General features: G+C 59.1%; 21 protein-coding genes and 2 pseudogenes. 5 read left to right on the top strand and 18 right to left on the bottom strand.

The genetic code is table 11. The annotated features are described in order from the left end of the window. Nucleotides 1-186: 186 nt before the first annotated feature. The 4 genes from ACZ9GM_RS12060 to ACZ9GM_RS12045 all read right to left on the bottom strand — a co-directional run bounded on the left by ACZ9GM_RS12060 (nt 187) and on the right by ACZ9GM_RS12045 (nt 5,314). Nucleotides 187-1,059: a hypothetical protein gene (locus ACZ9GM_RS12060; protein ID WP_476037976.1), complete on the bottom strand. Its 873-nt coding sequence runs from the start codon at nt 1,057-1,059 to the stop codon at nt 187-189. 78 nt (nt 1,060-1,137) lie between these two features. Then, nucleotides 1,138-2,469 (bottom strand): ISL3 family transposase, encoded by a 1,332-nt coding sequence (locus ACZ9GM_RS12055; protein ID WP_476037975.1) that lies wholly within the window; start codon nt 2,467-2,469, stop codon nt 1,138-1,140. 769 nt (nt 2,470-3,238) lie between these two features. Then, complete coding sequence (locus tag ACZ9GM_RS12050; RefSeq protein WP_476037974.1) at nt 3,239-3,466, bottom strand: hypothetical protein; 228 nt, start codon at nt 3,464-3,466, stop codon at nt 3,239-3,241. A 489-nt stretch (nt 3,467-3,955) separates the two neighbouring features. Then, entirely contained in the window at nt 3,956-5,314 is a 1,359-nt protein-coding gene (locus ACZ9GM_RS12045; protein ID WP_476037973.1) for a hypothetical protein, read from the bottom strand. Nucleotides 5,315-5,600: 286 nt separating this feature from the next. Between ACZ9GM_RS12045 and ACZ9GM_RS12040 the strand changes: the two genes are divergently transcribed. The 3 genes from ACZ9GM_RS12040 (at nt 5,601) to ACZ9GM_RS12030 (ending at nt 10,169) form a co-directional block, all read left to right on the top strand. Beyond that, a complete protein-coding gene (locus ACZ9GM_RS12040; protein WP_476037972.1) occupies nt 5,601-6,305 on the top strand; it encodes a TIGR02391 family protein in 705 nt (234 codons plus the stop codon). Nucleotides 6,306-7,695: 1,390 nt separating this feature from the next. Beyond that, on the top strand, nt 7,696-8,388 hold the full coding sequence (locus ACZ9GM_RS12035) for a hypothetical protein (protein WP_476037971.1): 693 nt from the start codon (nt 7,696-7,698) through the stop codon (nt 8,386-8,388). Between the two features lie 164 nt (nt 8,389-8,552). Further along, the gene (locus ACZ9GM_RS12030) at nt 8,553-10,169 is read left to right on the top strand and encodes a hypothetical protein (RefSeq protein WP_476037970.1); all 1,617 of its coding nucleotides are present in this window, start codon (nt 8,553-8,555) and stop codon (nt 10,167-10,169) included. A 486-nt stretch (nt 10,170-10,655) separates the two neighbouring features. Here the strand turns inward: ACZ9GM_RS12030 and ACZ9GM_RS12025 are convergent, their stop codons facing one another. Next, a complete protein-coding gene (locus ACZ9GM_RS12025; RefSeq protein WP_476038359.1) occupies nt 10,656-11,912 on the bottom strand; it encodes an ISL3 family transposase in 1,257 nt (418 codons plus the stop codon). Between the two features lie 197 nt (nt 11,913-12,109). On the opposite strand from ACZ9GM_RS12025, the pseudogene ACZ9GM_RS12020 reads away from it, so the two are divergent. Continuing rightward, a pseudogene (locus tag ACZ9GM_RS12020) lies at nt 12,110-13,183 on the top strand (ISL3 family transposase); the annotation flags it as partial. 89 nt (nt 13,184-13,272) lie between these two features. Further along, on the top strand, nt 13,273-13,659 hold the full coding sequence (locus tag ACZ9GM_RS12015; protein WP_476037969.1) for a hypothetical protein: 387 nt from the start codon (nt 13,273-13,275) through the stop codon (nt 13,657-13,659). Between the two features lie 523 nt (nt 13,660-14,182). Here ACZ9GM_RS12015 and ACZ9GM_RS12010 read toward each other — a convergent pair. The 13 genes and pseudogenes from ACZ9GM_RS12010 to ACZ9GM_RS11950 all read right to left on the bottom strand — a co-directional run bounded on the left by ACZ9GM_RS12010 (nt 14,183) and on the right by ACZ9GM_RS11950 (nt 24,646). Then, nucleotides 14,183-14,674 carry a hypothetical protein gene (locus tag ACZ9GM_RS12010; protein WP_476037968.1) on the bottom strand — a complete coding sequence of 164 codons (492 nt, stop codon included), beginning with the start codon at nt 14,672-14,674 and terminating at the stop codon, nt 14,183-14,185. Then, nucleotides 14,671-15,531 carry a hypothetical protein gene (locus ACZ9GM_RS12005; protein WP_476037967.1) on the bottom strand — a complete coding sequence of 287 codons (861 nt, stop codon included), beginning with the start codon at nt 15,529-15,531 and terminating at the stop codon, nt 14,671-14,673. Before ACZ9GM_RS12005 ends, ACZ9GM_RS12010 begins: the two co-directional genes overlap by 4 nt. Next, a pseudogene (locus ACZ9GM_RS12000) lies at nt 15,515-16,489 on the bottom strand (AMP-binding protein); the annotation flags it as partial. The gene ACZ9GM_RS12005 and the pseudogene ACZ9GM_RS12000, both read right to left, overlap by 17 nt. Continuing rightward, a complete protein-coding gene (locus ACZ9GM_RS11995; RefSeq protein WP_476037966.1) occupies nt 16,390-17,118 on the bottom strand; it encodes an AMP-binding protein in 729 nt (242 codons plus the stop codon). The gene ACZ9GM_RS11995 and the pseudogene ACZ9GM_RS12000, both read right to left, overlap by 100 nt. 16 nt (nt 17,119-17,134) lie before the next feature. After that, on the bottom strand, nt 17,135-17,497 hold the full coding sequence (locus tag ACZ9GM_RS11990; RefSeq protein WP_476037965.1) for a DoxX family protein: 363 nt from the start codon (nt 17,495-17,497) through the stop codon (nt 17,135-17,137). A 436-nt stretch (nt 17,498-17,933) separates the two neighbouring features. Next, nucleotides 17,934-18,119: a helix-turn-helix domain-containing protein gene (locus ACZ9GM_RS11985; RefSeq protein ID WP_476037964.1), complete on the bottom strand. Its 186-nt coding sequence runs from the start codon at nt 18,117-18,119 to the stop codon at nt 17,934-17,936. 35 nt (nt 18,120-18,154) lie between these two features. After that, nucleotides 18,155-18,754: a recombinase family protein gene (locus tag ACZ9GM_RS11980; RefSeq protein WP_145943069.1), complete on the bottom strand. Its 600-nt coding sequence runs from the start codon at nt 18,752-18,754 to the stop codon at nt 18,155-18,157. Nucleotides 18,755-18,883: 129 nt separating this feature from the next. Continuing rightward, the gene (locus ACZ9GM_RS11975) at nt 18,884-19,606 is read right to left on the bottom strand and encodes an IS6 family transposase (protein WP_394287897.1); all 723 of its coding nucleotides are present in this window, start codon (nt 19,604-19,606) and stop codon (nt 18,884-18,886) included. After that, a complete protein-coding gene (locus tag ACZ9GM_RS11970; protein WP_476037963.1) occupies nt 19,587-19,787 on the bottom strand; it encodes a hypothetical protein in 201 nt (66 codons plus the stop codon). Before ACZ9GM_RS11970 ends, ACZ9GM_RS11975 begins: the two co-directional genes overlap by 20 nt. Nucleotides 19,788-19,790: 3 nt before the next feature. Continuing rightward, the gene (locus ACZ9GM_RS11965) at nt 19,791-20,423 is read right to left on the bottom strand and encodes a recombinase family protein (RefSeq protein WP_476037962.1); all 633 of its coding nucleotides are present in this window, start codon (nt 20,421-20,423) and stop codon (nt 19,791-19,793) included. A 550-nt stretch (nt 20,424-20,973) separates the two neighbouring features. After that, the gene (locus tag ACZ9GM_RS11960) at nt 20,974-21,867 is read right to left on the bottom strand and encodes a pentapeptide repeat-containing protein (RefSeq protein WP_476037961.1); all 894 of its coding nucleotides are present in this window, start codon (nt 21,865-21,867) and stop codon (nt 20,974-20,976) included. A 14-nt stretch (nt 21,868-21,881) separates the two neighbouring features. Then, on the bottom strand, nt 21,882-23,771 hold the full coding sequence (locus ACZ9GM_RS11955; protein ID WP_476037960.1) for an LGFP repeat-containing protein: 1,890 nt from the start codon (nt 23,769-23,771) through the stop codon (nt 21,882-21,884). 278 nt (nt 23,772-24,049) lie between these two features. Continuing rightward, the gene (locus tag ACZ9GM_RS11950) at nt 24,050-24,646 is read right to left on the bottom strand and encodes a recombinase family protein (RefSeq protein ID WP_476037959.1); all 597 of its coding nucleotides are present in this window, start codon (nt 24,644-24,646) and stop codon (nt 24,050-24,052) included. Between the last annotated feature and the right edge of the window lie 60 nt (nt 24,647-24,706).

Below are 24,706 nucleotides of genomic sequence, written 5' to 3'. Positions count from 1 at the left end.
TCTAAGCCGGAGTGTTGCCGTCAGCCAGCTGCGTTGCCCCTCTAGGCTGTCCGTCAGGGCACGCCGTCACCGGTGGCGCACTGGACGTCAGTGCATCTCCAGGGCACCTTCAGTCAGCTAATAACCCACGTCGAGCGCCATCGCTCATCCTCCTAAGAGGGCGACAAGTTGCTCTTCATGGTTGTCTCATTCCCTTCCTGTATCTTGGGAATTCTGCGGTTCAGACCACGGTTCCTGATCGAGAATCCGGTCGTGAAATTGCTCAATGATGGAGCGGACGACATCTTCGATGGTGACCATGCGTTGATCGAGGCGGCAGTCACGCCCAAACCCAGGAACTGCGTCGTCAACCCAGTCAGGGAGGTCTGGCTGAATCGTGTATGCGACGTCGAGGTCGTGCGTACTCAGTGTGCCAGATCCTGACCGACGGCGAAGTGCGACAAGCTCCAGGGGCGCGGTGCCGGAGATGAACGACCACTGTCGGTCACAAATCCGGAACCCTTCTTCAATGAACTTGTCGCCCGATGCTCGGACCTCGATAGCGGAGACCCGCCAGGCAAGGAGGTGATGCCGGCGATGTCGATCCAGCTTGGCGAGCTCGCTGAGCCACCAGAGAGCGTGACCTTTTGAGCCGGTGGGAATGTAGTTCGGCTGCGTGTGCTCGATCCCCGTCCTGGCCCAGACGAAGAGGTCGCACAGGTAGCCGCGCTTGCGGTTGGCCGTCTTCTCGAACTTTTCTGGAGTGTCGCAGATGGGGTACTGCAGTACATCGGCATTGGGTGGTGGGTCTTGGTCTGTGTTGTCTACTGCGAGTTCATAAATCAGGGCATCGAGCGCCGCCCGAAGGTTGTACAGCCATTCACCGAAGATCACTGCTACTTCGACGGGGAAGGGTGAGGTAGCGCTGATGACGGCACAAACCTCACTGTCGATCGTCTGGAAGCGCTGGGCGAGCGGATGCTCGGTCTTGTGGACTAGGGCTGCGGCCCACAGCTCTTCTCGATGGGCGACCGCACGATCAACGCGTGTCAGAGCAGTGGTGAAATCGGCTGTAGGCATGTCGTTGATCGTAGGGCACAGGTCGGAGGGGTCACCCAAATATACGTTCGTATGAACGATAAATCGGCTCTTCCGGTTTCAGAGTGCGTTGATTGCGCCCCGGAGTCCACCCGAGTGGATCAGTGACCGCAAGATGTAGTTGGCCTTGTTCCGGAATCCCAGGGCGATACCGCGCAGGTGTTCCAGCTTGCCGTTGATGTTCTCGACCGGACCGTTGGACGCACCGGTGTCGAAGTACGCGAGGATGTCAGCCTGCCGCCGCCACAGGGTCTGACCCAGCACCCGCAGTTCCCGCAAGTCATTGGGGATCTTCACGTGCAACGCCTTGATCACCTTGAACATCCGCAGCTTCCCGTCGCGTGGCCGGTCAGCCTGATAGGCGGCAAGAATCTCCTGGTAGAAATACCACGTCACCTGCACCGGCAGGTGCGCCACGGCGGTGAGCACGTCATCAAGTTTCACCGCGTTGGCCGGGGTCACCAGTGACTTACGGGTCAGCAGAATGCGCCGGATCCCGTACAACGGATCCCCCGACCGCCCGCGGTGTCCTGTCGTCTCATTCTGGACCCGTTGCCGACATGCGGTGAGCTTGTCGATGGCCAGATGGACGACATGGAACGGGTCCATGACCTGCCGGGCCTGGCTCAGATGCTGGGTCGCGGCTTTCGCGTAGCCGGTGAATCCGTCCATGGTCACCACCCGGATCCTGTGGCGGAACGTGCTGCCGCGGGCGTCGAGCCAGTCGCCGAACGCGTCGGCACTGCGGCCGGGCACCATATCGAGCAGTCGGGCCGAGCCCACCCCGTCGACCAGTGGGGTCAGGTCCACGATGACAGTGACAAACCCCGGTGACCCGTCACCGCGCACATGCTTCCACTTGTGCTCGTCGACGCCGAGGACCCGGACCCGGTCCAACCGGGACGGATCCTGATAGGACAACTGCCGGCAGGCCGACAGGGCCAGTTGGTTGACCTTGTCCCAGCCGATACCCAACGCCCGGGCACAGGCTGTCACGCTCATCCCGTCGGTCGCCATGCGCTGGAGGATCCAGCGGGTCACTCGGCAGGTTACGGACTGTCGATCGTCGGCCGCCTGTGGGATCGACGCCCGGAAGATCGTGACCTCACAGTCGTCGTTGCCGCAGGCCAGTCGGGGTACACGGACGTGCAGGAGGCTGGGGTGGCCGACGATGGGCAGGTCCGTGAGCCGGCGTTCGACATGGTCACGGACTTGGCAGGCATGCCCGCAGCCCGGGCAGTTGAGGTCGAAGCTCACCGGGTGGCAATACAGGTGGGTGACGTCCCCGGCGTCGGCGGCGTTGTCGATCGACAGTCCCAACTCGACGGTGCGGCAGATCGTGTCCGCTACGAGGTTCGGGACAGGGGCAGGGGTGACGGTAGGGTGAGGCATGGATCCTGTGGTGGGAAGGTAGAGATTCGACACCTTCATCTTGTCACCGCAGGGTCCTTCTATGTCTGTAGCCACGTAGCGCCCACCGTGGGGGTCTACATGTTGTGGTGACTCATCCCTCTTGCTTCACACCTACTACGCACTCCCCATCCGGAAGAGCCGATAAATCTGTCGAGTGATAGGTGCCAGCGGGCTCAGGTAGGGCACTTGCCGCGCGGCACCAGGAGCGTAGAACCAGACACTCTGTGCTCCGAGAGGTTTCGGTGCACACGAACTACCGAGGCCGGCGGGGGACCGTGTTGTCTTTGGTGAGCTCGATGTCGAAGATGTCCGGGTTGGCGGCGAAGTAGTGTTTCACGGCGGTGTCGATATCTCCACCTTCTTGAGTGCTCATGATTCCACGGTACTGCGGTGGAGGTGGATTCTCGACCCTTTCCACTGCCCGCGGCCAGCGTCCCATCATGGATGGTTGCAGGACTTAGGATGCGGCGGCGCGGAGTGCCAGCGCGCTGGCAGAGGAGCGCATCAGTCAATCAGTCGGTTTATCCGATGCTGGCCCGTTGACTGCCTAACTCCGGGGTGTTCTGGACACCAGCTATTGCCCCGGAGCGGTCCCTGCGTCGTTGCTGACGTACATCGCCGGGGCTCCGACTTTTCAGAGCAGTGTGGATCGGCCGAGGATCTCTTTCATCCGGGTCCGCTGTCTGGTTCTCTGGTTTGGGGCTGCCGGTCCATCAGAGTGGGGCACGTCCGGTTGCCTGATGGTGGGTTAGGTCTCGGCGAGGCGCTCCAGTAGCTTCCGCCGTCGCGCGGCGATCTCGTCGAGGTGCCGCCCTACGACCTCGTTATTGCTGCGGTCGTTGTCGGCGCCGGTGACTTCTCCGCTTTGGTGTCGGGTGCCTTGTGGGGAGTTCTGCGCAGGTTCGGTTGCGTCGTAGTCGCGTATTTCTGGTGGTGTAGATGTCGGTGAGATGCTCAAATTCGGGTGTTTCGCCATCGGATTTCTCCTCTGCACGGGATACGTAGTCCTTGGGTCTGGTGGTCCGCTGAAAGTCATGTGGGGACTTCTGCGCAGCGTGAACTGCAACGATCACCGACAGAAAGGCCTCTCTGTCCTCGGGCTGGAGCTGGAAGGCGACCGTGCTGTAGCCTGAGAATCGTAGAGCGGACTTTACCCCGCCTTAACAGGATCCCGGCGCTGAAGCGTGAAGCTTCAGGGCCGGTTCCTTTTTGTATGGGTGGTGGATGGTGTGACGCCCCTCCTCGGTGGGAGGCGAACATAGGAGGGGCGGGAACCAGTCCCCTTGAGAAGTACTCTTCAGTGAATTGACAGATCGACCCAGGTGGACTCGCCTTTCGAACCTGGCTCTACGACAGCATTATTGAAATCGCGCTGAACTCGAGCGCGACGTAGTGCGTTAACAGCGATATCTTTCAGCGGCTATTCCCAGCGGTGACGCTGAGCAGAAGGATGGCAACAGGCAGGTCATGCTTGCTCGGGGAAGAAGGCGGATATAAACAGCTCACGACCTTCGGAGAGTTCCTGGGTAAAGACTTGGAAGGTGTCTGTTGTTACATCATCACTCCCATCCTCGGTGAGGGTCCATGAAACCTCCACATCGGCTGCCTCGGGATTGCGAGCAACGATCACGTAATCATCTTGATTGCTCGACCATGAGCCCTCTGGGCGGAGCGAGTCCAGGGAGAGCGTGACCTCCGCATCTTCTTCGCAGTTGGTCCATGACACCGGGTAGTCGCCCCGTATGCTCCGCAGGATGGGGAAATTGAGCCCTGCACCAAACGGTTGCTGCGCCTTGACCACCGGTTCGACTGCCTTCTCGTAGTCAGCATCGTCCGGGTCAACGTGATCGAGGACCTCACAGTCGTGGAAGGTCACCGTCAACTGCGGTTTAGCGATGTGCCTACGGTGACTTGTGACCCGCAGGCCGCTTCCAGCTAACGCGACTCCAAGGAAGTGCGCGCGCCCCTGAGCGATGTGGTCGGCCTTCTTGCTCTGCCACCTAGCCAGGGCTTCCTCCCGCTGAGCGGCGGACATGGGTTTGACACCGCCGAAGATCTGCGCGGGGAGCAGTGACGGATAGAAAGCACCCGTTTCGGGACGATCCGCCCGCTGTAAGAAACTATGCTCTTCGTTTTCGAGAAGTTCTTCCAGCACCTGGTTCACGTGGGCGACCCTGCTGATTGGCCCGAGCACCTCAACGTCGAGGTCGATCGGACGTTTCCCTCCTCCACGGGCACGTTCGACAAGGTCCAAGACCTCGCCCGATCGCGCTGGTCTGGTGTTGCTGGTGCCGCGGACGTAGATCGCACCGTCCTCGAGTCCATCGCGCCGATCCTCGCCCTGATATCCCTTATGACATGGAAAAATCGGCTGACCTTCCTCCGGCGGTTGCGCAATGATAAATAGCACTTCGCGGTCGGAATCGACGGCTATCCTTCCGAACTCGAAGGGTGGGAAAGTGGGGCCGAGATACGGACGCAGTCCGTCCTCAAGCTCATGGGGTTCGGTACCACGAGGTACGCCCGTGGATTGACCCTCTTCGGCACCGATCACCAGCACTGCATACCCGTGGAAGTGTCGAGCTGCCTGCGCTGGTCGCCGGTTGGCTGTCCCGAGGAGAAACTTCGCGATCTTGGCGACAGCAAGCTTGCTCGTCATGTCGAGGCTGCTTTTGACCTCAAGGTATGTCGACTCTGCCTCGTCGCCGACGGCGGTGACGTGATCGAGAATGCTCTGGAGGGCTCGCTCGCCCAGCGGGAGGATGCTGGTGTCGAGAACGGACACCTGGGCGTTCCCACCAGGTGAATCCGAGATGTCTGACATGAGGTGAGACTAGCACTTTCCCGGCCATGATCATGGGTCCCGGCTGATGCGTGAAGCTTCGCCACCGGTTGGTTTCTGTAGGTGGGCGGTTGATGTGAGGGATAGCAGTCCCGAGACTGCTGAGCCTGAGGTCATGAGGGGTGGGGCGGTCCGTATGACCAGCCTCGGTCTTCTTCGTCGGCATACTGAGCAGATGGCTAACCCAACCCCTGTATTTCCGTCCGGCACCGTTGAGGCAGTAGCCCGTGCTGTCGGTGACCTGTACTCCGGCTCTATACTGACCCAGATGCTCACTGACATTCACCTCCCTGACCCACTGGGGGAGGGGACGACGAAGTGGCGTCGGCTTGATGGGTCACTGCGACAGATGCAGAGCCAGACGGGCGACGGCCGCGCGGTCATCGGGCTCATCCATGCGGCGATGAGCCCAGATCGCACTCTCGACCGCCGAGCACACGCCGCTGGTGTGCGGGACAAGTTGAATCAGGTGCTCTCCCTTTCCGGGCTCCGTGTCCGTGAGGACGGTCGGGTCGTGAAGACAAAGCGTGCCTCGACGGATACTGAGGCCGCTGCCCGCTCTGAGAGGCTTCAGGGTTTCCTCTCCGAGCGGGGTGCACACGAGGAAGTGCTTGCTCACTGTCGGGCCGAGCTGCCTCGTGACGACTACTACGAAGCTGTCTTCGAAGCGATCAAGGGACTCGCTGACCGGCTTCGGACACTCAGTGGACTGGACCTCGACGGCTCCCCGCTGGTGCAGCAGGCACTCGGCGGCAAGACACCGGTGATCAAGCTCAATGCGCTCAGCACCGCGACGCAGCGCAATGAGCAACGAGGCATCGCGCTGCTCGCAGAGGGACTGTTCGCCGCGGTCCGGAACCCGTCAGCGCATGAGCCGAGGACGAAGTGGGAGATGTCCGAGCAGGATGCGCTCGACGTGCTCGGGACCGCCTCGATGGTGCACCGGAGGCTTGATACCTCCGTGAAGGGCTGACTCTACGGGGCCTGTGGGAACCTGCTGGAGTACTGCCCAGGAGTTCATCTACGGGGTTGCTCTGGGCAATGGCCATCGCGGAGTGATCCGAGACACCGCGAGATGAGTGACTGATACTCACCCCGTACGGGGGTAATTTTCATGGTTTTTCGCGTGGGAGGTGGTTAATCGTAATCGGCCAACACTTCCGGTCAACGCATCAGAACAATGGAAAAGTACAGTTCAGGGGGAATTTAAGTGTCACACTCATCGGTGGGTAGGTTGCATTTGTACAGGTAGGGCCGTGTGAGGGCGGATGGTGACCGCACTGCTGTTCCAGGTCGAATGCGGCGACAGGAAACCCGAGTTTTGTCCGACGTAAGTGCCACCGTTTCTGTGCTTCTGAAGTGCTGTTTCTGCGAATTTCACCAGGTAGATGCTGGTCTGCTGCTCGAATCCCGGGCTTGTTATTCGCGGTTGCAGCCGTGATTATGGTCACCACGTCGCCTTCAGGATTTACCTGGGGTGACGGACACGAACCCGATGAGCTGATGTGGACACGGAGAGGACTGTGGTGACGATGATGGGTGATGGTCCCTCACGCGGAGCTTTCGGCCGAGCCCGCCGTCCTTTTCGCGATGATGACGTGGTGCGCATGGAACTGCACTTACCAGGGTCGATTGTGCGCAGAATGCACAAGCAGTCCCTTCGGCAGCGTCGACCACTCAGCTCGATTGCTGTGGAAGCTCTCGACGACTATCTCGACCCGGATGAGCCGGGGAGTGAGTAACGGGCGAGCACTGCAGTTCAACTGAAAACGAGAGCGGGCCCCGGCTGGAACCGGGACCCGCTGATGATCAAGACCGTCACAGTTTCGCAGCTACAGCGATCTTGATCTGACCCTCTGGAAAGGATCGACAATGACTACTTTGTCATGCCCGCATGCCGTGGGCAAGCCCGCCGTCACGCCTTTGGGGGTGTCGCACTGATGGGGCGCCACAAGAAGATGCAGTCAGCCCCAGTAACAGACGCTCAAGCTTCCAGCACGGGTGAGCCATCTCCGGTAGCACCAAGTGGTGGTGCAGATACATTCTCAGCGCGTCCTCGACGGATGACAGTGAGGACCCTGTCGGACAGCGAGCGGCAGCGCTACGAGGAGCTGGTCAACACGACCGGGATCCAGGTACCGGAGGGGCCCTTCCGGGCCTGGGCGATCGAGAGAGCGGCGATGATTCAAGCCCGGACCCCGTTCATCTCTGCGGAAGTTGACCGTAAAGGGGTCCGGGTGATCGCTCGGTGCCTCTACGATGACGCGCTCCAGTGGCAGGATGTCGATGAGTTTCGGGCAATGACCAAAGAGTCAGTAAATGGATGGCTGCTCCGACAGTCTCGGCGTGTGAGTCCTGGAAGTGTGAAGACCTATGACCAGGTTCTTTCACGGGCCGGGAGGGTTTTGCACCCGCAGCAGTTCCCGGTGCGAACCGCGGTCAGCGGATCACGGCAGAAAGGGCGTCGTGCAGCCGGACGCAGCGCGGCAGGCGATCTGTATGCGGTCGCTCCACTGCTGAGCCCATCGATGCGGCTGACCTGTGTTCTGGTGCTCGATCTGATCACTGGGGCCGGTCTGCGGGCCAGTGAGATCAAGGATCTCAGGGGCAATGACTTCACCGTTGTGCGGGTCGGACCGGGATACGAGGTGGTTGTCGTCAGAATCAAGGGGCGGTGGGGGAAGACGCGGTCGGTCCCGGTGATTGAACCTGCGAAAGGGCATCGGCTTATCCAGCGCGCTCACGAAGTTGGTACCGGATCATTCATGCCGCTAACCGCGAACGCGCAGGTCGACAGGAACGTTGTGAATCGGGTCAACGATGCTCTGAAGGGACAGGGTTTTCCGGCGATGGATGCGCGCGGTCTGCGTAATCGCTGGGTCCTGGACTTGGCCTCACAGCCCGGGGTGCCTGCGGCGGCCTTGCTGAGGCTGGCCGGGGTCGGCGATCTTCGGGTCCTGGCTGACCAAGTCGAACAGCTGCCGACGTACAAGCCGGCGGATCTGGCGCAGCTACTCATCGACGCTGAGGACGACACCCAGGCAGGTGCGGCATGATCACCGACAACACCCCTCCCTACAGGCTGGAGAGCGAGCACTTCACCCGGTGTGTGGATGTCATTGAGCGGTCGGGTGCCGCCGAGCTCATCGAGACCTTCTATGGGATGGCTCGCGGTGCCGGTGGGCGTCCGCCGGCCGGTCGCCGGTACACGATCAAGGCTGTGCTGGCGACGCAGTTGGCGATTATCGGGGTCACTCGGGTGCCGTCGCTGGCGGAGACCCACCGGGTGATCTGCACTCTCGAGGATGATCAGCTGGTGGCTGTGGGAATGGACCCTGAGCAAAGGCAGTTGGGGGCCGGTGAGTATCCGAGGTTCAGGCAGTGGTGGGGCAGAATTCTGGAGCCGCTGGACCCCACCGGGGATCTGCCGGCACAACGGGTCACCAACAAGAAGCACAAGGATCAGCTCGCCGCCCGAACCGAAGCTGAGCAGCTGAAGGCGGAATTGGCCCATCGGCGACTCCACGACGTGTTCAACAGGATCATCGCGGGCTCGATCACGATCCCGATCCAGGAAGGTGATCAGGCTGGCCGCATGGTCGATGAGACGATCATTGACCTCACCCGACCCGGCCGTGGCTTGGGATCCAGGGACGAAAAGTCTCGCGGCGCTTCCCCGATGGGGCGCTACATTGTCCGGGACGAGGTGGACAATTCCGTGGAACGGCCAGCTGGTAAGAAGGTTTCAAAGCCGAAAAAGCATGGCTACAGCATCGGTATCACCGCCGTGAGCGTGTGTGGCCCGCCGGGGAACCCGAACAGTGTCCCGGCGGTGATCACCGGGGCTGCGGTCCATCGCCCGACCTCTGGCTCGCTGGAGGGGATGCGTACGGCCATCGAGTACCACAAGAAACAGGGCCGTGACCAGCGTGGACCACGGGCGCGGGCGCCGTATCTGGTGGTGGACATGGGCTACAGCCCCAAGAAGCATTTCTCCAGCGTGTGCTGGGATCTGGGCTATGCGCCGGTGGTGAGGTACCCGGCACAGCATCGCACCGTCTTCGCCAGTGAGGGCCCGGAGCACACCTACCGTGGGGTGCCGGCCGGGCCGGTGCAGATCTCCGGTGATTTCTACTGTCCGGTCGCCAAGCAGGTCATCGGCAACCGCAAGCTGATCCAGCCGACGCGGAAACTCCAGGAGATGAAGGCCGACGGGTTCGATCAGCACGACCGACTGCTGGCCCGGCTGTTCCCTCTGCTGATGGGGACGAATTCTAGGCCCTATCGGAAGCGGGCGAAGCCGGGCCGGCCGAAGGTAGGGGAGAGGCAGGTTGAGGAGAAGGTCCGGATGGACCTGGTGTGCCCGGCGGTGCAGGGCCGGGTCTGCTGCCCGCTGAAGCCCGAATCCATGGACACCTCGGATCCCGAGGTGCCGGCGATCGAACCGACGTGGACTGCGGATCGCTACCGGTGTTGTTCCCAGTCGCAGCTGACCGTGACGTTGTCGGATCATCAGTGGCGGATGGCTCAGTGGGGTGGCCTGGTCCCGGGGTCCTGGGAGCATGCGATCTACCACGAGGCGGTGCGCTCGGCGACCGAGCGCCAGTTCTCTAAGCTGAAGAGTCCGCACATCACCGGGTTTGAGCATCTGACCTGGGCGCCGAAGCGTGAGCCGATGATCACGCTTCTGATCGGGCTGTGGATCGCCTCGATGAACATGTCCACGCAGGACACGTTCCTCGCCCGTGGGCCGGCACCGTCATCGACGCCGTACCGGTGGCGTCAGCTCGAGGAGGACCTTGGCCAGCCGCCGACACGGATCCCACCACGCACCTGACACGCCATTTCTTCCCGTCCTGAGGCCACCTGCATCATGCGGGTGGCCTCAGGGCGCTTGGTGCGTCCGTGTTCCGGGAAACCCTCGGGAGTTTCGGCGGCCCGAGGGGGCCGGTCTCATTCATGGGGAGTCTGCACTGGTCACGTCGAGTGTCTTACCCAGATCCGTGTTGAGCGCGGTCATCGCTCAGCGGGCCCCGAGGCGCGATCCAGAGGGGTTCCCGGCGGCGGGTAGGGACGGTGGAAACCCTCGGGAGTCGACACAGAAATGGTCGGGAGCCGGTCGCTGGATTTGTACCAGGTACTGCGCTCGTGAACCGCTCACAGTGAGTGGTTCACGAACTGAACCGGCCGGAGGTTACAAACTCGAAAGGGTTTGTGACCTCCGGTTTTTCGTTGTCCGGCGGCGAGGTGGTCTGAGAACTGACAGTGAGGGGAGTTGCGGGGCGAAGTCCCCATTTCTGGAGGTTCACCGGCTCTTCGCGTTCTAGAGTGCGTTGATCCGGTCCTGCAGCTGACCTGAGTGGATCAGTGACCTCAGGATGTAGTGGTTCAGGTTTCTGAACCCCAGGGCGATGCCGCGCAGATGCTCCAGCCGTCCATTGATCGCCTCCACCGGCCCGTTGGACGCGCCAAGGTCGAAGTACGCGAGGATGTCGGCCCGTCGGCGCCACAGGGTCCGTCCAAGCTGTGCCAACTCCTCCAGGCCCTCGGGAAGACCCTTATGCAGAGTGTGGATCACCCTGGTCATCAACTTCTTGCCCCGAGACCTGTCCGGGTGCCCGTACGCGCCGATCAAGTCCTGGTAGAACTCCCAGGTCACCTGCAACGCTACGTAGTCGTCGTCGGTGTCCCACAGCAGATCCAGACGTTGTTTCTGCCGGTCGGTGAGGAAGTTCGTCCTCGTCAGCAGCGCCCGGCGGTGCTTGTACAACGGATCGTCCTTCCTCCCCCGCCGCCCGGTGGTTTCGCGCTGCAGGCGTTGCCGACACCCCGTCAGCTTCTCGGCGGCAAGGTGGACGACATGGAACGGGTCCATCACCTTCCTCGCCGCGGGCAGGGCGTGGTCCACGGCGGTGGCGTAACCGGCGAATCCGTCCATCGTCACGACCTGTACCCCGGCCCGGAACTGCGAGTCACGTTCACGAAGCCAGGTCCGCAGAACCTCCGCGCTGCGGCCCGGCCGCATGTCGATCAGACGGGCCGGACCCGCCCCGTCGACCAGTGGGGTCAGGTCCACCAGGACGGTGACCATTGAGGACGGCTCGCCGGGCCGGCGGGTGTGCTTCCAGACATGCTCATCGACTCCGAGGATCCGTACTCCGGCCAGGTGCGACGGGTCGGCGTAGACGAGGTTCCGGGTGGCGGTGACGGCGACCTTGTTGACCAATTCCCAGCCCACGCCGAGGGCCTTGGCGGTTGCCGCGACGCTCATCCGGTCGATGGCAAGGCGCTGGAGGATCCAGCGGGTCACCCGACGGGTCAGCGTGGCTCCATCGTCGGCGCACGGCAGGGAGGCCTGGAAGATCTTCCTGCTGCAGGTGGGGTTGGTGCAGGTGAAGCGGGGTACCCGGACGTGCAGGCGAGTGGGGAACCCGACGACCGGCAGGTCGACGAGTCGACGTCGGACGTGGTCCCGCTTCGCCCCAGGCATCGCGCAGTCCGGGCAGGAATCGGCGACTGCCACCGGGGCAGCGTCGATGATGGTGAGTGTGCCGGCGTCGGCAGCACCGGTGATCGTCAGTCCGAGTTCCGCAGTGCGGCGTGAAAAGTGTCGGCGACGAGGTTGCCAGTAGGGCGCACGGTAGGGTCCTGGTTCGGTCAGATGAAGGTGTGGTAACTCTCATCTTGTACCGGCCAGGGCCTCTGTATGTTGTGGCACCCCGGGTCCTCGTCGACCCCGCCCGAACGTCAGCTACGCACTCTCAACCGCGAAGAGCCCGGTTGGTCTGCGTCAATGACGACTGCGAGGTCACCATCTTCCGGGCCTCGATCCCACAAGCCGCCGACGACCGTCAGACGGTAACCCACCGGGTGACCCGCTGGATTCTGCAACGCATGGCGGCTGACGGCATGAGCGTGAAAGCCTGCGCCCGCGGGCTGGGCATCGGCTGGGACAAGACCAACCAGCTGGCCCTGACAGCCTGCCGGCACTTGTCCTACGGAGATCCCACCCGACTGGACCGGGTCCGGATCCTCGGCGTGGACGAGCACAAATGGAAGCACGTCCGCGGCGACGGGTCCCCCGGCTTCGTCACCGTCATCGTGGACCTGACCCCACTGGTCGACGGGGTAGGCTCGGCCCGGCTCCTGGACATGGTGCCCGGCCGCAGTGCCGACGCCTTCGGCGACTGGCTCGATGCCCGCGGCAGCACGTTCCGCCACCGGATCCGGGTCGTGACCATGGACGGGTTCACCGGCTACGCGAAAGCCGCGACCCAGCACCTGGCCCAGGCCAGGCAGGTCATGGACCCTTTCCATGTCGTTCACCTGGCCATCGACAAGCTCACCGCATGCAGGCAACGGGTCCAGAACGAGACGATGGGACACCGCGGACGGTCCGGGGACCCGTTGTACGGCATCAGACGGATCCTGTTGACCAGGAAGACGCTGGTCACCCCGAAAAACGCGGTCAAGCTCGATGACGTGCTCACCAATGATGCGCACCTTCCGGTGCAGGTGACGTGGCACTTCTACCAGGAGATCATCGCCGCGTATCAACAGGACCGTCCCCGGGACGGGAAGCTGCGGATGTTCAAGGTAATCAAGGCGCTACACGTGAAGATCCCCAACGACCTGCGGGAACTGCGGGTGCTGGGCCAGACGCTGTGGCGGCGACGAGCCGACATCCTCGCCTACTTCGACACCGGTGCGTCCAACGGGCCGGTGGAGAACATCAACGGCAAGCTGGAGCACCTGCGCGGTATCGCGTTGGGGTTCAGGAACAAGGCCAACTACATCTTGCGGTCACTGATCCACTCGGGAGGGCTCCGCGGGGCAATCAACGCACTCTGAAACCGGAAGAGCCGCTTAACCCAGGAAACCCCGCACCGATCGGTGCGGGGTTTCCTCATGTCTAGGGGACACCGCCGTAGGCTGTCAGCATGAGCATAACCGCAGTTTCAGAGGCCACTCCAGCGCGCAGCATCAGCTGGTTCAGGGGAGCGGAGGGTGAGCATGTATACGCTGCGCTGGATCGAGCCCCGGCCCTTTTCGAGGGGACGGGCGAGCCGGTGGCTCCGCCGTTCCCCGTCGCTCAGCTCCTGGAGGATGCCGCGATCAATGCAGCCGGGGAGCCGTGGAAGGCTGAGTCGCTGCTGGCCCATCTCAACCCTGCGGTTCTGGCCGACATGCTGCACGACCCCGTGCCGGGCCCTGAGGTCACCCGGCAGGTCCCCCTGTCCGCAGGCGTATCCGTCGAGGTCACAGTGCGGCGGATGGTCGAGACGGGCGGGCCGTTGTTCTGGCAGCTCTGGATTGCGTCCTTCTAGCCCCTCCGCGCCCTAGCTGCGATTGCCGCAGTCGTTCGGACACGGGCGGCGCTATCGGCCGGGTGCTCGATCATCAGCTCGGGCAGCAGGTTCAGCAGCGCCCGGAGAGTCCCACAGAGCGAATAAGGAGGCTGGACCCGCCTGATCTCAGAGACTCGTTGCGGTACCTTAGCGCTCAAAGCCAGCAGCCAGGTCTCGCCTTCATGAACAATGGCCAGGTAGACAAACCGCTCACCCTACGCAGTTTCGCAAATCTCGAAGTGTAGCTGCCCGTCGTCCATGAGGTGGCCGAGTCGCTGCATCTCGTCCTCGATATAGGTGCATAGATGAGGGTGAAAGGCCTACATCTCGTCAAGGAGATAGTCCACATCTTTGGATACCTCCATTGCCCACATCCGGGGCTGCGGCGGTGGAAGGGCTCAACCTCGGCGCCTAGTCGCTCCAGCAGCGGTGCACGTTGTGCCCAGCACCATGCCGACAGTGACCTAGAATGTGAAAACCTCATGTTCGGTCCGACGGGTCGCTAGGCTAAGCCGATCTCACCTAGTGCATTGCCTAGTTGTCCACGATCCTTCACAAATACATCGACTGTTGAAAGCAAGGCTAGGTTATCTGTCAGGTCAGTGATCGCAATAACTTTAGCGCCATGTAGTTTACTCGAGTAGAGCTCCATGGCGGTCCCCATACTCAGTTTTCTTCCTGGAAGGTGGCATACAACAAGGTCTGAACTTCCCACCTTTCTGGTGGCCTCCAGAAAATCCGCGGATACCTCTCGCAGAAGCTTACGGGGGGTAAAAACCCCCTCATAAGGGGTGGGCTCCAGGGGGGCCATCCCTCTTTCTGCAAGCGCTTTCCCTTTTTTCATAACCTCGGTATGCGGCTCATACTCGGTCCAGGAGGGGAGGTATGACCTGAGTAGCTCGGAAATAGAGTTTCTGTAGGCTTGATTATCAATAACTCCCCTTTCGTTATCTCCTTGTATGGGGCCTATTATGGAGAAGACCTTGGTACTCATTTGCCACGCCCCCAATACTCTTCTCCCCACTGAGGACAGTTTTCCACATACAGATCTTTCGCGAGTCTCAAATGGTCCTCGATGTCTCTCCACGAGAGACCAGTAAGCTCACAAAGACGGTTCGTTGCGCTACCACTCCGCGAAAATCCTGGTCCGCTTGAGTCGGAAACAACAATATCATCTGATACAGCGGGTTCATACCCCGCTGGGAGACTAAGTCGAGCCTCGATGTACTGCATATCCACCGGGTCAACTACGCGGATAGATACAGATTTCTGTTCTGGGTGAAAGAGCAGTGCTTTAACATTTATTCCGCTCAGATCTTTGCTTACTTCAGAAGATAGGTCTAGACAAAACTTTCTATATGTAAAATACTCACGTTTACTGACTGACCATACATGCTGTTCGATTTCAATACTACCAAGGCTCTCGTCGTAGTTTGCCGAGAAAACACCAGGCTTAGCAGAAGGGGTATAGGCTGTGGGCGCGGCAGGTACAGCTACCGTCTTTTGGGGTGCAACTTCGTGAGTAGAGACGATGACTGGTGTGAGGTGGCTGAGGTACGGGTCGATGATGACGTAAAAACCCTCTAGGTCATATACAGCACCTATGTGCCTGTCATCCCGAATAAACTTGGGGTAGACTCCTGTCCTCCGCGCAATTTCCTCTGCTGCAGCAAACGTCTGGAACACGCATACGTCACCGTACCGATGGTCGATCGAGAAACCTGTCTCAAACTCCCTCCGGTACGGTGTCGCGGAAGAATAGGGCATATGGAGTAGCGTTTCCGTAAGCGCGCACTGTGCATGGTGCAGAAAATTTAGTGTTGAACTGTCTTGTTTAGGCATATCGATCATCAACCTCATCCGTTACAATCGCTAGCTTGTCTCTGAGCTCACTTCGTTTTACTTTCCAGGTTGAGGTAAGAGGGAGCTCTTCCCATCTAAGATACACCGGAGGGGCTAGCTGTTCTGATATTTTCGACACGGAGTGGAAGTAGCGTCCGGACATTTCAACGTCGCTGGTTACTATTACGGGCACGATGGTTCGGCCACCGGCTTTCAAAAGAACCACCTCTTCCGCCGTCGGGATTTTGGAAAGAAGTGCTGACTCTAGCTGAGTCAGGCTCCGATCAGAGATGAGATCGACATTACGATCAACAAATACAACACGATTTAGCCTATCCCGATAGGCAATATCTCCAGTATTCCACCACCCATCTACCCACTTTTTAGAGTAACGCCCTTCATCACCTAAGTACCCTATACAGATAGAGTCACTCTTTACCATGGCGATACCCTGTCGTCCTCGTGGCAAAATAACTGAAGTATCATCAGGATCCACTATCTTTACCCGCACTTTCCCGGGCCAAGGCCAACCCATATTGTTCATGTTCTGCACTGCACGTTTCCTGCTTTCAAGTACGAAACGAGGGAAGATTCCTGCAGATATGGGGCCGACTTCACTTTGGCCCCAACTATGAATCCAGACCAAGGATCGGACTTTCGACATGGCCACGTACTCTCGGGCAAGGGAGGGATGCATCATGTCGTAGGTGTTTATGAATGTGCGGACGTTGGCAAAGAACTCTGGGAACCTCTTCGCTACGCGTAAATTAACACCCATAATATTGGGCAGCGACTCGAATACTGTAGGTCTCAAATCGCCTAATGCATTGATCATGACTTTATAATCAAAAGAGCCCACAGCAATTGCTAACTTGGGTTCCCACTTGATCTGAGCGAATAGCCAGCAGAATGAGCGCGAATGGAAAAATGAAATGTTTGCAAGGGTAGTGTCGCCTTTACTAATTTGAAAAACGGTATACGCGACAACTCTACAGCGGTTGCTCCCCTGAGTGAGTTTGCGGAATGCTCGACGAGCTTTGGATCGCCCGTCGTCCCAGAACTATGCGTAATAAGCATTAGAGCGTCAGGATCGCACACATCAGGTGTTGAAGGTAGCGGCCTGTGGGACACTTCACTTAGTCCGGAGAATAATTCGCTTGTTTGGTGACACTCATAAGAGCTGAATAAGTTCGGTGTCTGGGGGTAGTTCTCACCCTCAAATCGTCCACCGAGAACAACTCCGGCTGGACTAAGCTTTCGCAATAATCTAAGAATTGTCTCATCGGTTGCGGAATCTGAGATCAGTGCTGGTATTGCTCCGAGTTTGGATATTGCGACGGAGATTACCAAGTTGTCAAAGTGATTGTCTTTAACAACAGCAACCACGGAGCCTTTTTCTAATCTTTCGAATGCCGCATATATTGCTGAGCCCATTCGAGTTGACAACCGCTCCAGATCGCGCGCCGTGTAACGACGAGATAGATCGGGTAATGCTGGCGTAGAAGTATCCGTAACAAACACTGTCGGACAGTCAGGCTGGCTAGAAAATATGCTGCCCAGATAGACATCTGGGTCGATGTTAGATTGCGCGAACATTTCGTTGCAACCCCCCTTAGAGGGACAGTAAAGTCGCGATAAGCGTCACGACAGCTAGGGCGGTCATTCCAAGGCAATTTACCCAGAACTCACTCTTGAGGAATCTGGCGCGAATGTGGGCCACGATAGCGCACAAGAAGTATGCCAAAACACCTGCAGAGACGGTTGCGGTAATGGCCGGCTCATCCCTAATCAATCCGATAACCAGCCCCGCCGTAGCGGATGCTTTGATAACAATAAGCACCCACCACCAGTTCCTGGGGAAATTAACGCCAGAGAGGCAGTTAACTATGAATTTGGGAGGTCTGAGCGAAAGAATTGCATCTCCGCCAAGAGATAGTGCAAGAAAAATGGATGTGACGGTGGCGAATGTGGTCATGTCATTCCTCCTTGGTTTCGTGGATATCTCAGTGCTGCCCGCTTCAGGATAACAGTGTGTCCTTGGTTCCGTACGGTGTTTGAGGAGGAATCGACTACCCTCTTGGTGGAGGACAGACCGCTGGTAACGGTGCTCTGCAGCCTGTAACAGCACCGGTGCGGTCGTCGCGGTAGGTCCTCCAGCTCAATCCTCTTTCCAGTGCGTGTCAGCCGTCACATCGGCCAGCAGCGGGATGCCGAGCGGGCCGGTGCCCAGCGGCTCTAACAGCGCCTCGGCTGTGACTTTGTCCGCTAAATGGCGTGACATCTTGATCGCTGTGTGGCGTCCTCAGAGTGTCCACTCGTGAGACGCGTCGCAGGTAGGGTGAACAGGTATGAAACCCGCCTGTCTCACAAACGCATCAACGACAGACGGTGATACCGCTCTGGCAGGCCTTCTACTCAACTCCTTGCCGCTCAACCGCCCCGTCTATGCCGCCTGTCTCGCCACAGTCGGCCCGGTAGCGGGCCGACCACCGGGATAGAGTGCGGGTGCTGATGCCGGTGGACCGTGCCAGGTCGGTCAGGGTGATGCCGTCTTCGATGTGCAGGCGAAGGATCTCCCAGCGCTGCATCTCGTCCATCACCATCACCTCACGACCTGGTCATTGTGCCCGCATCAGGCGGGCAGTGCTGACTGTCGTCGTTTAGCACCCTGCAGATGCCGGTACAGTGTTGCCCTCGACCAGCCGACCATGCTCGCGGCGTCTTCTGCGCTACGGCCTTTGGCTCGTTCCTCGGCGACGATGGCGAGTTTGCGGTCAACCACCTCAGGATCAACAGGTGGTCGGCCGAAGCGAGTGCCCTGGGCTTTCGCTGCGGCGATGCCGGCGTTGACACGTTCGGTGATCAGTTCTCGTTCGTACTCAGCCAGGGTGCCCAGCATCCCGAGCATCAACCGGCCCGACGAGGTCTCCGGGTCGATGCCGTCAGAGACGGACTTGATCTTCACCTCTCGTTCGCGCAGCAGGTTCACTGTGTTGAGTACGTCGAGCAATGATCGGCCCAGCCGGTCGATGCGCCACACCACCACCGTGTCACCGGGTTGGGCATAGGCGAGAAGTTTCTTCATTCCCGGACGCTCGGTCGCGTTCTTCGCCCCGGAGGTGACGTCGCTGAAGACATCACGGTTCTGGACCCCGGCGGTGTGCAAGGCGTCGTGTTGAAGTGTCGGATCCTGACCGACGGTGGATACCCGGGTGTAGCCCAACAGTCTCATGCCCTCCATCATGCCTCACTAACCCCCGGCATGGAAGAAGGCGGAACACATGGTGCTGTTGCAAAGTGGTGCGGGCAGTGCCCAAGTGCTGCCCACGGTGGGGATCCCCAACCCTGTGGCACTGGCCCCTCAGACGCCGGCGAAGGCCTTGGCAACGATCACCGCATCCGCGTTCGGGCGCCCGAAGGCGAACACTCTGCCCTGGCCCTTGCGCAGCGCATGCATCGCCTCCATGCCCTGCAGTGTCCTGTAGGCCGACACCGGGGTCTTGAACCCACCACCTTTAGGACCCAGGATGCGCTTGAGTCGGCCGTGATCGCCCTCGATCACGTTGTTCAGGTACTTCACCTGACGATGCTCTACCGTCCTCGGCAGTTTCTGCTCTGTGATCAACTTCTCGATCGCGCCAGCGTACGTGGGCGCTTTGTCGGTACATATCACCCGGGGACCGTTGTGAGGACCGCGGTGACCAGCACCGCGCAGTGCTTTACCCAGGAACCGTGTCGCTGCCGTCGTGTTACGTCGGGTGGACATGTAGAAGTCCACGCTACGGCCGTCCTTGGTCACTGCCCGGTAGAGGTAGCACCATTTCCCTCCGACTCGAATGTATGTCTCATCAACCCGCCAGGAATCGGAGGACCAGGGTGAGATTTGACGGTACCAACGGGTTCTTTTGTCCAGCTCTGGGCCGTACTTCTGTACCCACCGGTAGATGGTGGTGTGATCGACCGGCACACCACGCTCGCTGAGCATCTCCTCAAGATCCCGGTAGGACACCCCGTATCGGCAGTACCACCGTACGGCCCAGAGGATCACATCTTGGGGATAATGCCTACCGGAGAAAATGCCCATGCGGGCCGATCCTGATCGATTGCCCCCAACTTTGCAACAGCACCATGTCTTGCGGGTCGGTCATCTGACCCAGGATCAGGTCCTGGGAAACGATCTGGTCGAGGATCAGGTCAGCTGCGGTCGCGCGATCGACTGTCCGGCGATCGGCCAGCTGGGCGGTGAGGTCGGAGAGTGTGGTCATCGTCTATTCCTTCGTTTCGGCGTCAGTTGGTTCGGGGATCAAGACGGGCAGCGGCGGGTCAAGGAGCCCTTGCGCGCGCCATCGTTTCGCAAGCCTGGAGATCCACGAGCGCGAGGTCCCCATGAGCTCGGCAATCTCGCGCTGCGAATACTCACCGGAGGCAAGCATTTCCTGCATCCGTTTCTGCTGGTATGGGGTGAACCGCGAGGACTTTCCCTGCATCTTCCCTTCGGCCCGGGCTATCTCGATACCCTCGCGAGTCCGCTGCCGGATAAGATCCGACTCAAACTCTGCGAAGATCGCGGCGAAATAGTAGAAAGCCTTTCCGACCGGGTCATTAGCGTCGTAGACGGTCAGTCCGGTCTGCAGAGTCACACCAGCGTCGGCGAGCTGGTCGGCAATGGCGGCCGCGTCGGAAATGGACCGGGCGAGCCGGTCCAGTTTCGTGACCACCAGTGTGTCGCCGGCCCGGCACGCGGCGAGCGCCTGGTCCAGACCTGGGCGCTCTCGTTTGCGTCCGCTGATTCCGTGGTCAACGTAGATCCGAGCAGTGTCTACCCCGAGGTCTCGGAGCTGCTTCTTCTGCGCCCGAAGGTCCCGCTTCTGCGTCGAGCATCGCGCGTAGCCGATTTTCATGGTCCGTATCCCTATTCAGTGCCGAGCTACCGGCCGCTTCGCAGCGCCGTGTGGTACCTATGACTCATACGTTCGATAAGTTACCGATAGGGTACCTGCTCGCACATTATTTACGCAATAGGTATAGGAACCTACTCTGAGCTTGTGTCGCATTGTGCTCGACAGGAGTTCCGTTGACGATCGAGAGGATCAACCCTTCGCTCTTGGTCGGACTAGGACTTAGCATCGTCACTGTGATGCATTGGTATCGACGGAGCCAGGTTGTCGAGCTACGAGGTGAAGGCAACGGCTAACGTCTGCAGCGCTAGAGAGTGCGCTCCCGTCGAGTGAAGAATAAGCAGACCGCCCGAGGGCCACTATCAGGACCGCACTGAACAGAACCGCGCAGCTTCTATAAGGACAATTCGTCGCGGCTCCTACCACCGCACAGCCCACAGGATGACACGATGGGAAGCGCCTGCCGGAGAAGATGCTCGTACCGCCCGATCTTGTATGGCCAGCAACAACTTGGCGCCACCTCCGCTACTCCACTTCCCCGAACTCAACCAAACTATCTGGACTGCCCGGCTAGAGAGTGTCCCGAGACTAAGCGTACCTTTCCCCAGGTCGTCTCAACCCAAAGGGTCGATTCTTCGATATTTCCGTCAATACGTGTTCCGTCCGGGAACACTGTTTCAGGATCTATTATAGATCCGCTCAAGTCGATCGCGTAGTCGCTTCCCGATAGGTCCGCTCCCCTAAAGCTACACTCGAAAAAGTTAGTTCCGGACGTTTCTCTCAGAATGCAACGAGCTCCCGAGAAATCAGAAGTCGAGAAAGAAGCCTTTTCTACTCTCAGGTCGACTCTTGAAAAGCTAAAGTCGGACGAGCGAAAATCTACGCCTGAGGCACTACCGGCCACAATTGCGTCATTAAAAGAAGATCCGACAAAACATGATCTATCGAAATCACATTTATCGAATGACGACATTGCGAAACTTGCCTCGGAAAAATTCATACCAGAGAGACAGGAACCAGAAAGATTTATCCCTTCGAAATTCAACCTCGCACCCAACATGAATACCCTAGGTAAATCATCTTTACTTTCTAAATGCATTGGCGAGTAAAAATGCTGTGAGAGAGTGCCGTTTCCCGCGAACTCCGAAGGGCTGACCACTTCAGTCGGACGCAGCCGATCTCCGATCAAACGGAGGATCTCTTGCGAGACTGTCTTACTGAGTGATTTTGGACTTACTTGCGGCATTGAGTCTTCAGATCGAAGATGCAGATTTACTATCTGGAATATTTTCTGCACTGCATTTTTGTCCAGCTCACTACCCGAGGATGAAAGTCGATCCATGAGCCAGAAGGCATGTTCAATACAAGAAAGTCGAACTGCAGGATACTCACTCGAGAGTCCTTTTATAAAACTCTGAAAAATTGGCTCGGTGAGGACAGGATTCACATCCGTCATACTAATCATGCCAATTTGCTATAGTTGTTTACGTACGCGGGACATTTGGAACTTTTGTTTCCATTTCCGCTGGCCTCAGATTTAGTATTGTGGCAATAGGCTGTCACCACGCCGACCGGCCAGTTGTCGTTGCTGATTTTTGGATCTTTAGATTCGTATCCCTTGTACGTATTATTAGGTATTGGCCGATAGATCGCCGTGACCCATTGCTTCGGCTCAACCTCATCACACGTTGGCTGAAGTGAGAAACCTCCGCATTTCACAAAGAAGACATCCTGGGTATATGCGTAATTGTCGGGAGCAGTCGAAATAGAGGTATTCCTCGCGCCTTGCTTTATTGCATTATATAGAAGGTTGTAGTTGTAGAAGTTGTGCTTTTGTGTTAATTTATCATGTCCCCAACCGTCATCGTTACCATTTGCATATACCGAATAGAACCCTTTTCTGACAACAAAGCGGACGCCCCCGGCTGGGAAGTCAAACTTTTCCAGGATGCCAGGTGCATCATTACTCATGCGCGTTCCAGCCGAAATGTTCGCCCTGGCCTGATATGGGTTACTAAGTGGTGCACTTTCTAAATCATGAGCGAATCTTGAAGACACTTCTGAGGGACTTGATGATTCGGATTTACGTATGACTGAAATATTATCACCGGACCCGAGAACTGTGGCGTTCGCAAATTCTTGAATGCTAGAATCCGCGAACGATACCGGGTCAGCTAAAGGATAGCCGATATCGTCTGCTGTATTTAGGAGAGAACTCCAGTATAGGAAGGCTTGTCCGCTAATTTCTCGGGCACCGAAAAGACTAGACCAGACGATTACCCCTTTTTCTTCAAAAGGTACAGTATGGAAAACTCCGGGAATGTTCGCTTGTTCATCGCTACCAGGGAATCCATAAGCGCCAGTTTCGCGCCCAAGCGCATCCCATATTTTTTGAGTGTTGAAGTACATGAACCTCGTGGCTCTGTCGCTTCCACGCCAGCTCAGTGTTCCATTCGAGAAGTTCGTATATCGGAATGCGTTGGTGTTAGTGGCCTCATTGGCGATCGGGACGCCGATGGGATGCTCGGAGGCCCCCATTCGGTCGTAACGCGCTTTGATGTCGCCCGTGACTGATCCGCCGGTGAGGGGCGAGTAGTAGATATCACCGCCAGAGTAACGCTGTCCGAAAGTGAGATTCTGACGGGTCGAAAATGCTTCAGAGGTCGGGTAGCCCAGTTTCCCGGTTTCGTACCCCAGGATCTGCCACTGCTTGGAGGCATCCGGCGCCACGCTGTGGGCTCCGTGACTGGGGTGCCAATAGATGTTTCCCCCCAGAAACTCGGAGCGCCGACCGATTCCGTCAGGGTTGACCAGTTCGTTGCTCCGAGGAAGGCCCAGCCAACTAACGGGCCCCCCGATCCTCTCATAGCGTTCTAGGATCACCCCGCACACACGATTCGGAGAGGGCCAGAAGACCTTACATGTCTGTCCTGCCGCAATAGCCCTCGGCGCGGACTCTAGGCGTGCTTCGGCAACCTCAGCTTGATCGGCTTCCTGGTTGCTGAAGCCTTCCGGTACAGCCAGAGTGTCCGACCGCATCTGCCCGGGCGTCACTTTATCCTTCGCCTTCGGCAGATTCTCGGGTGGCGCCTCCGTCGGCGGCTCCTCCCGGTAGTACTCGCTCACCCGCTGATCATCTTCAGAGAGCTGCTCGACTTCGTCGGCAGGAGCCGGCTCATCTCTGTTGGGCACGTAGTCCTCGACGGGTTGCTGCGGTACCTCATCCAACTGTGCCGGTGCTGGCTGGGCGGACTCGATGGGAGCGTCCTGTGCCGATGCGATCGGAACAACAGTAGCGCCCAGCAGCGCGGCGAGTGTCGTCGCAAGGAGTGTGCGGGTACAACGGAGCATGTGTGAACCTCGTGCTAGCGGGACGCGACCGAATAGTCACCTTTAGATTTTTCTAGTTAACCATTGATGAGGGTCTTTTGCTAGATGGCGTCGTCGGACAGACGACTAGAACAATCTCAGAACCTGCTGGTTTATCGGGTACGGTCGGCTCCACATGGGGAGTAGACATCTGGCCAGCTCGTCGGCCAGTGCATGCCAGGGCGGTTTCCACCTATCCATGCAAGAGGCCCCGAGGCTTCCCTCTGTTGACACTGGGTCCCGTGGTTGCCCATTGGTCGTCACTGCTCCTGCAACGATGTGTCGGGGGCGTGCGTGCGCGCACTACGATCCAGTGCCCGGTAGATCGTCGAGCGGCTCACCCCCAGAATCCGCCCGATCTGCGCGACACTGACCGACCCGGACTCATACAACGACCGGGCAGTGTCAACCTGCTGCTCAGACAGCTTCGCCGGCCGACCACCCACCCGACCCCGCGCCCTGGCCGCCGCCAGGCCCGCAGTCGTGCGCTCGACAATGAGATCACGTTCAAACTGCGCCAGCGCAGAGAACACGTGGAACACCAACCGGCCTCCCGGGGTGGTGGTGTCGATGGCCTCCTGGATGGAGACGAACCCCACCCCACGGGCCTGCAGATCCTCCAACTGCTTGATGAGGTGGCTGACCGAGCGGCCCAATCTGTCCAGGCGCCACACCACCAGCGTGTCACCGTCGCGCAACTGATCCTGCAGCCGGGCGAACTGCTCCCGGTGGGCCAGCGTCCCCGAGGCCGTGTCGGTGAACACCCGGACGCAGCCGTACTTTGTCAGGGCGTCGTGTTGCAGTCGGGCATCCTGATCGGTCGTTGACACCCGGGCATAGCCCAACACCTCACCCACGACGACGACCCTCCGGTGAGTTGATGGAGGAAACAAGATCGACGACGCGGAGCACCGTCG

The sequence above is a fragment of the Corynebacterium sp. UD i78 genome, assembly GCF_056280545.1.
This window is presented reverse-complemented; position numbering and strand designations above follow the sequence as displayed.

Bases quoted from the DNA above. Each gene is read 5' to 3' on its own strand.
- ACZ9GM_RS12060 (WP_476037976.1), bottom strand. From the start codon at position 1,059: ATGCCTACAGCCGATTTCACCACTGCTCTGACACGCGTTGATCGTGCG.
- ACZ9GM_RS12055 (WP_476037975.1), bottom strand. From the start codon at position 2,469: ATGCCTCACCCTACCGTCACCCCTGCCCCTGTCCCGAACCTCGTAGCG.
- ACZ9GM_RS12050 (WP_476037974.1), bottom strand. From the start codon at position 3,466: ATGGCGAAACACCCGAATTTGAGCATCTCACCGACATCTACACCACCA.
- ACZ9GM_RS12045 (WP_476037973.1), bottom strand. From the start codon at position 5,314: ATGTCAGACATCTCGGATTCACCTGGTGGGAACGCCCAGGTGTCCGTT.
- ACZ9GM_RS12040 (WP_476037972.1), top strand. From the start codon at position 5,601: ATGCTCACTGACATTCACCTCCCTGACCCACTGGGGGAGGGGACGACG.
- ACZ9GM_RS12015 (WP_476037969.1), top strand. From the start codon at position 13,273: ATGAGCATAACCGCAGTTTCAGAGGCCACTCCAGCGCGCAGCATCAGC.
- ACZ9GM_RS12010 (WP_476037968.1), bottom strand. From the start codon at position 14,674: ATGAGTACCAAGGTCTTCTCCATAATAGGCCCCATACAAGGAGATAAC.
- ACZ9GM_RS12005 (WP_476037967.1), bottom strand. From the start codon at position 15,531: ATGATCGATATGCCTAAACAAGACAGTTCAACACTAAATTTTCTGCAC.
- ACZ9GM_RS11995 (WP_476037966.1), bottom strand. From the start codon at position 17,118: ATGTTCGCGCAATCTAACATCGACCCAGATGTCTATCTGGGCAGCATA.
- ACZ9GM_RS11990 (WP_476037965.1), bottom strand. From the start codon at position 17,497: ATGACCACATTCGCCACCGTCACATCCATTTTTCTTGCACTATCTCTT.
- ACZ9GM_RS11985 (WP_476037964.1), bottom strand. From the start codon at position 18,119: ATGGACGAGATGCAGCGCTGGGAGATCCTTCGCCTGCACATCGAAGAC.
- ACZ9GM_RS11980 (WP_145943069.1), bottom strand. From the start codon at position 18,754: ATGAGACTGTTGGGCTACACCCGGGTATCCACCGTCGGTCAGGATCCG.
- ACZ9GM_RS11975 (WP_394287897.1), bottom strand. From the start codon at position 19,606: ATGGGCATTTTCTCCGGTAGGCATTATCCCCAAGATGTGATCCTCTGG.
- ACZ9GM_RS11970 (WP_476037963.1), bottom strand. From the start codon at position 19,787: ATGACCACACTCTCCGACCTCACCGCCCAGCTGGCCGATCGCCGGACA.
- ACZ9GM_RS11965 (WP_476037962.1), bottom strand. From the start codon at position 20,423: ATGAAAATCGGCTACGCGCGATGCTCGACGCAGAAGCGGGACCTTCGG.
- ACZ9GM_RS11955 (WP_476037960.1), bottom strand. From the start codon at position 23,771: ATGCTCCGTTGTACCCGCACACTCCTTGCGACGACACTCGCCGCGCTG.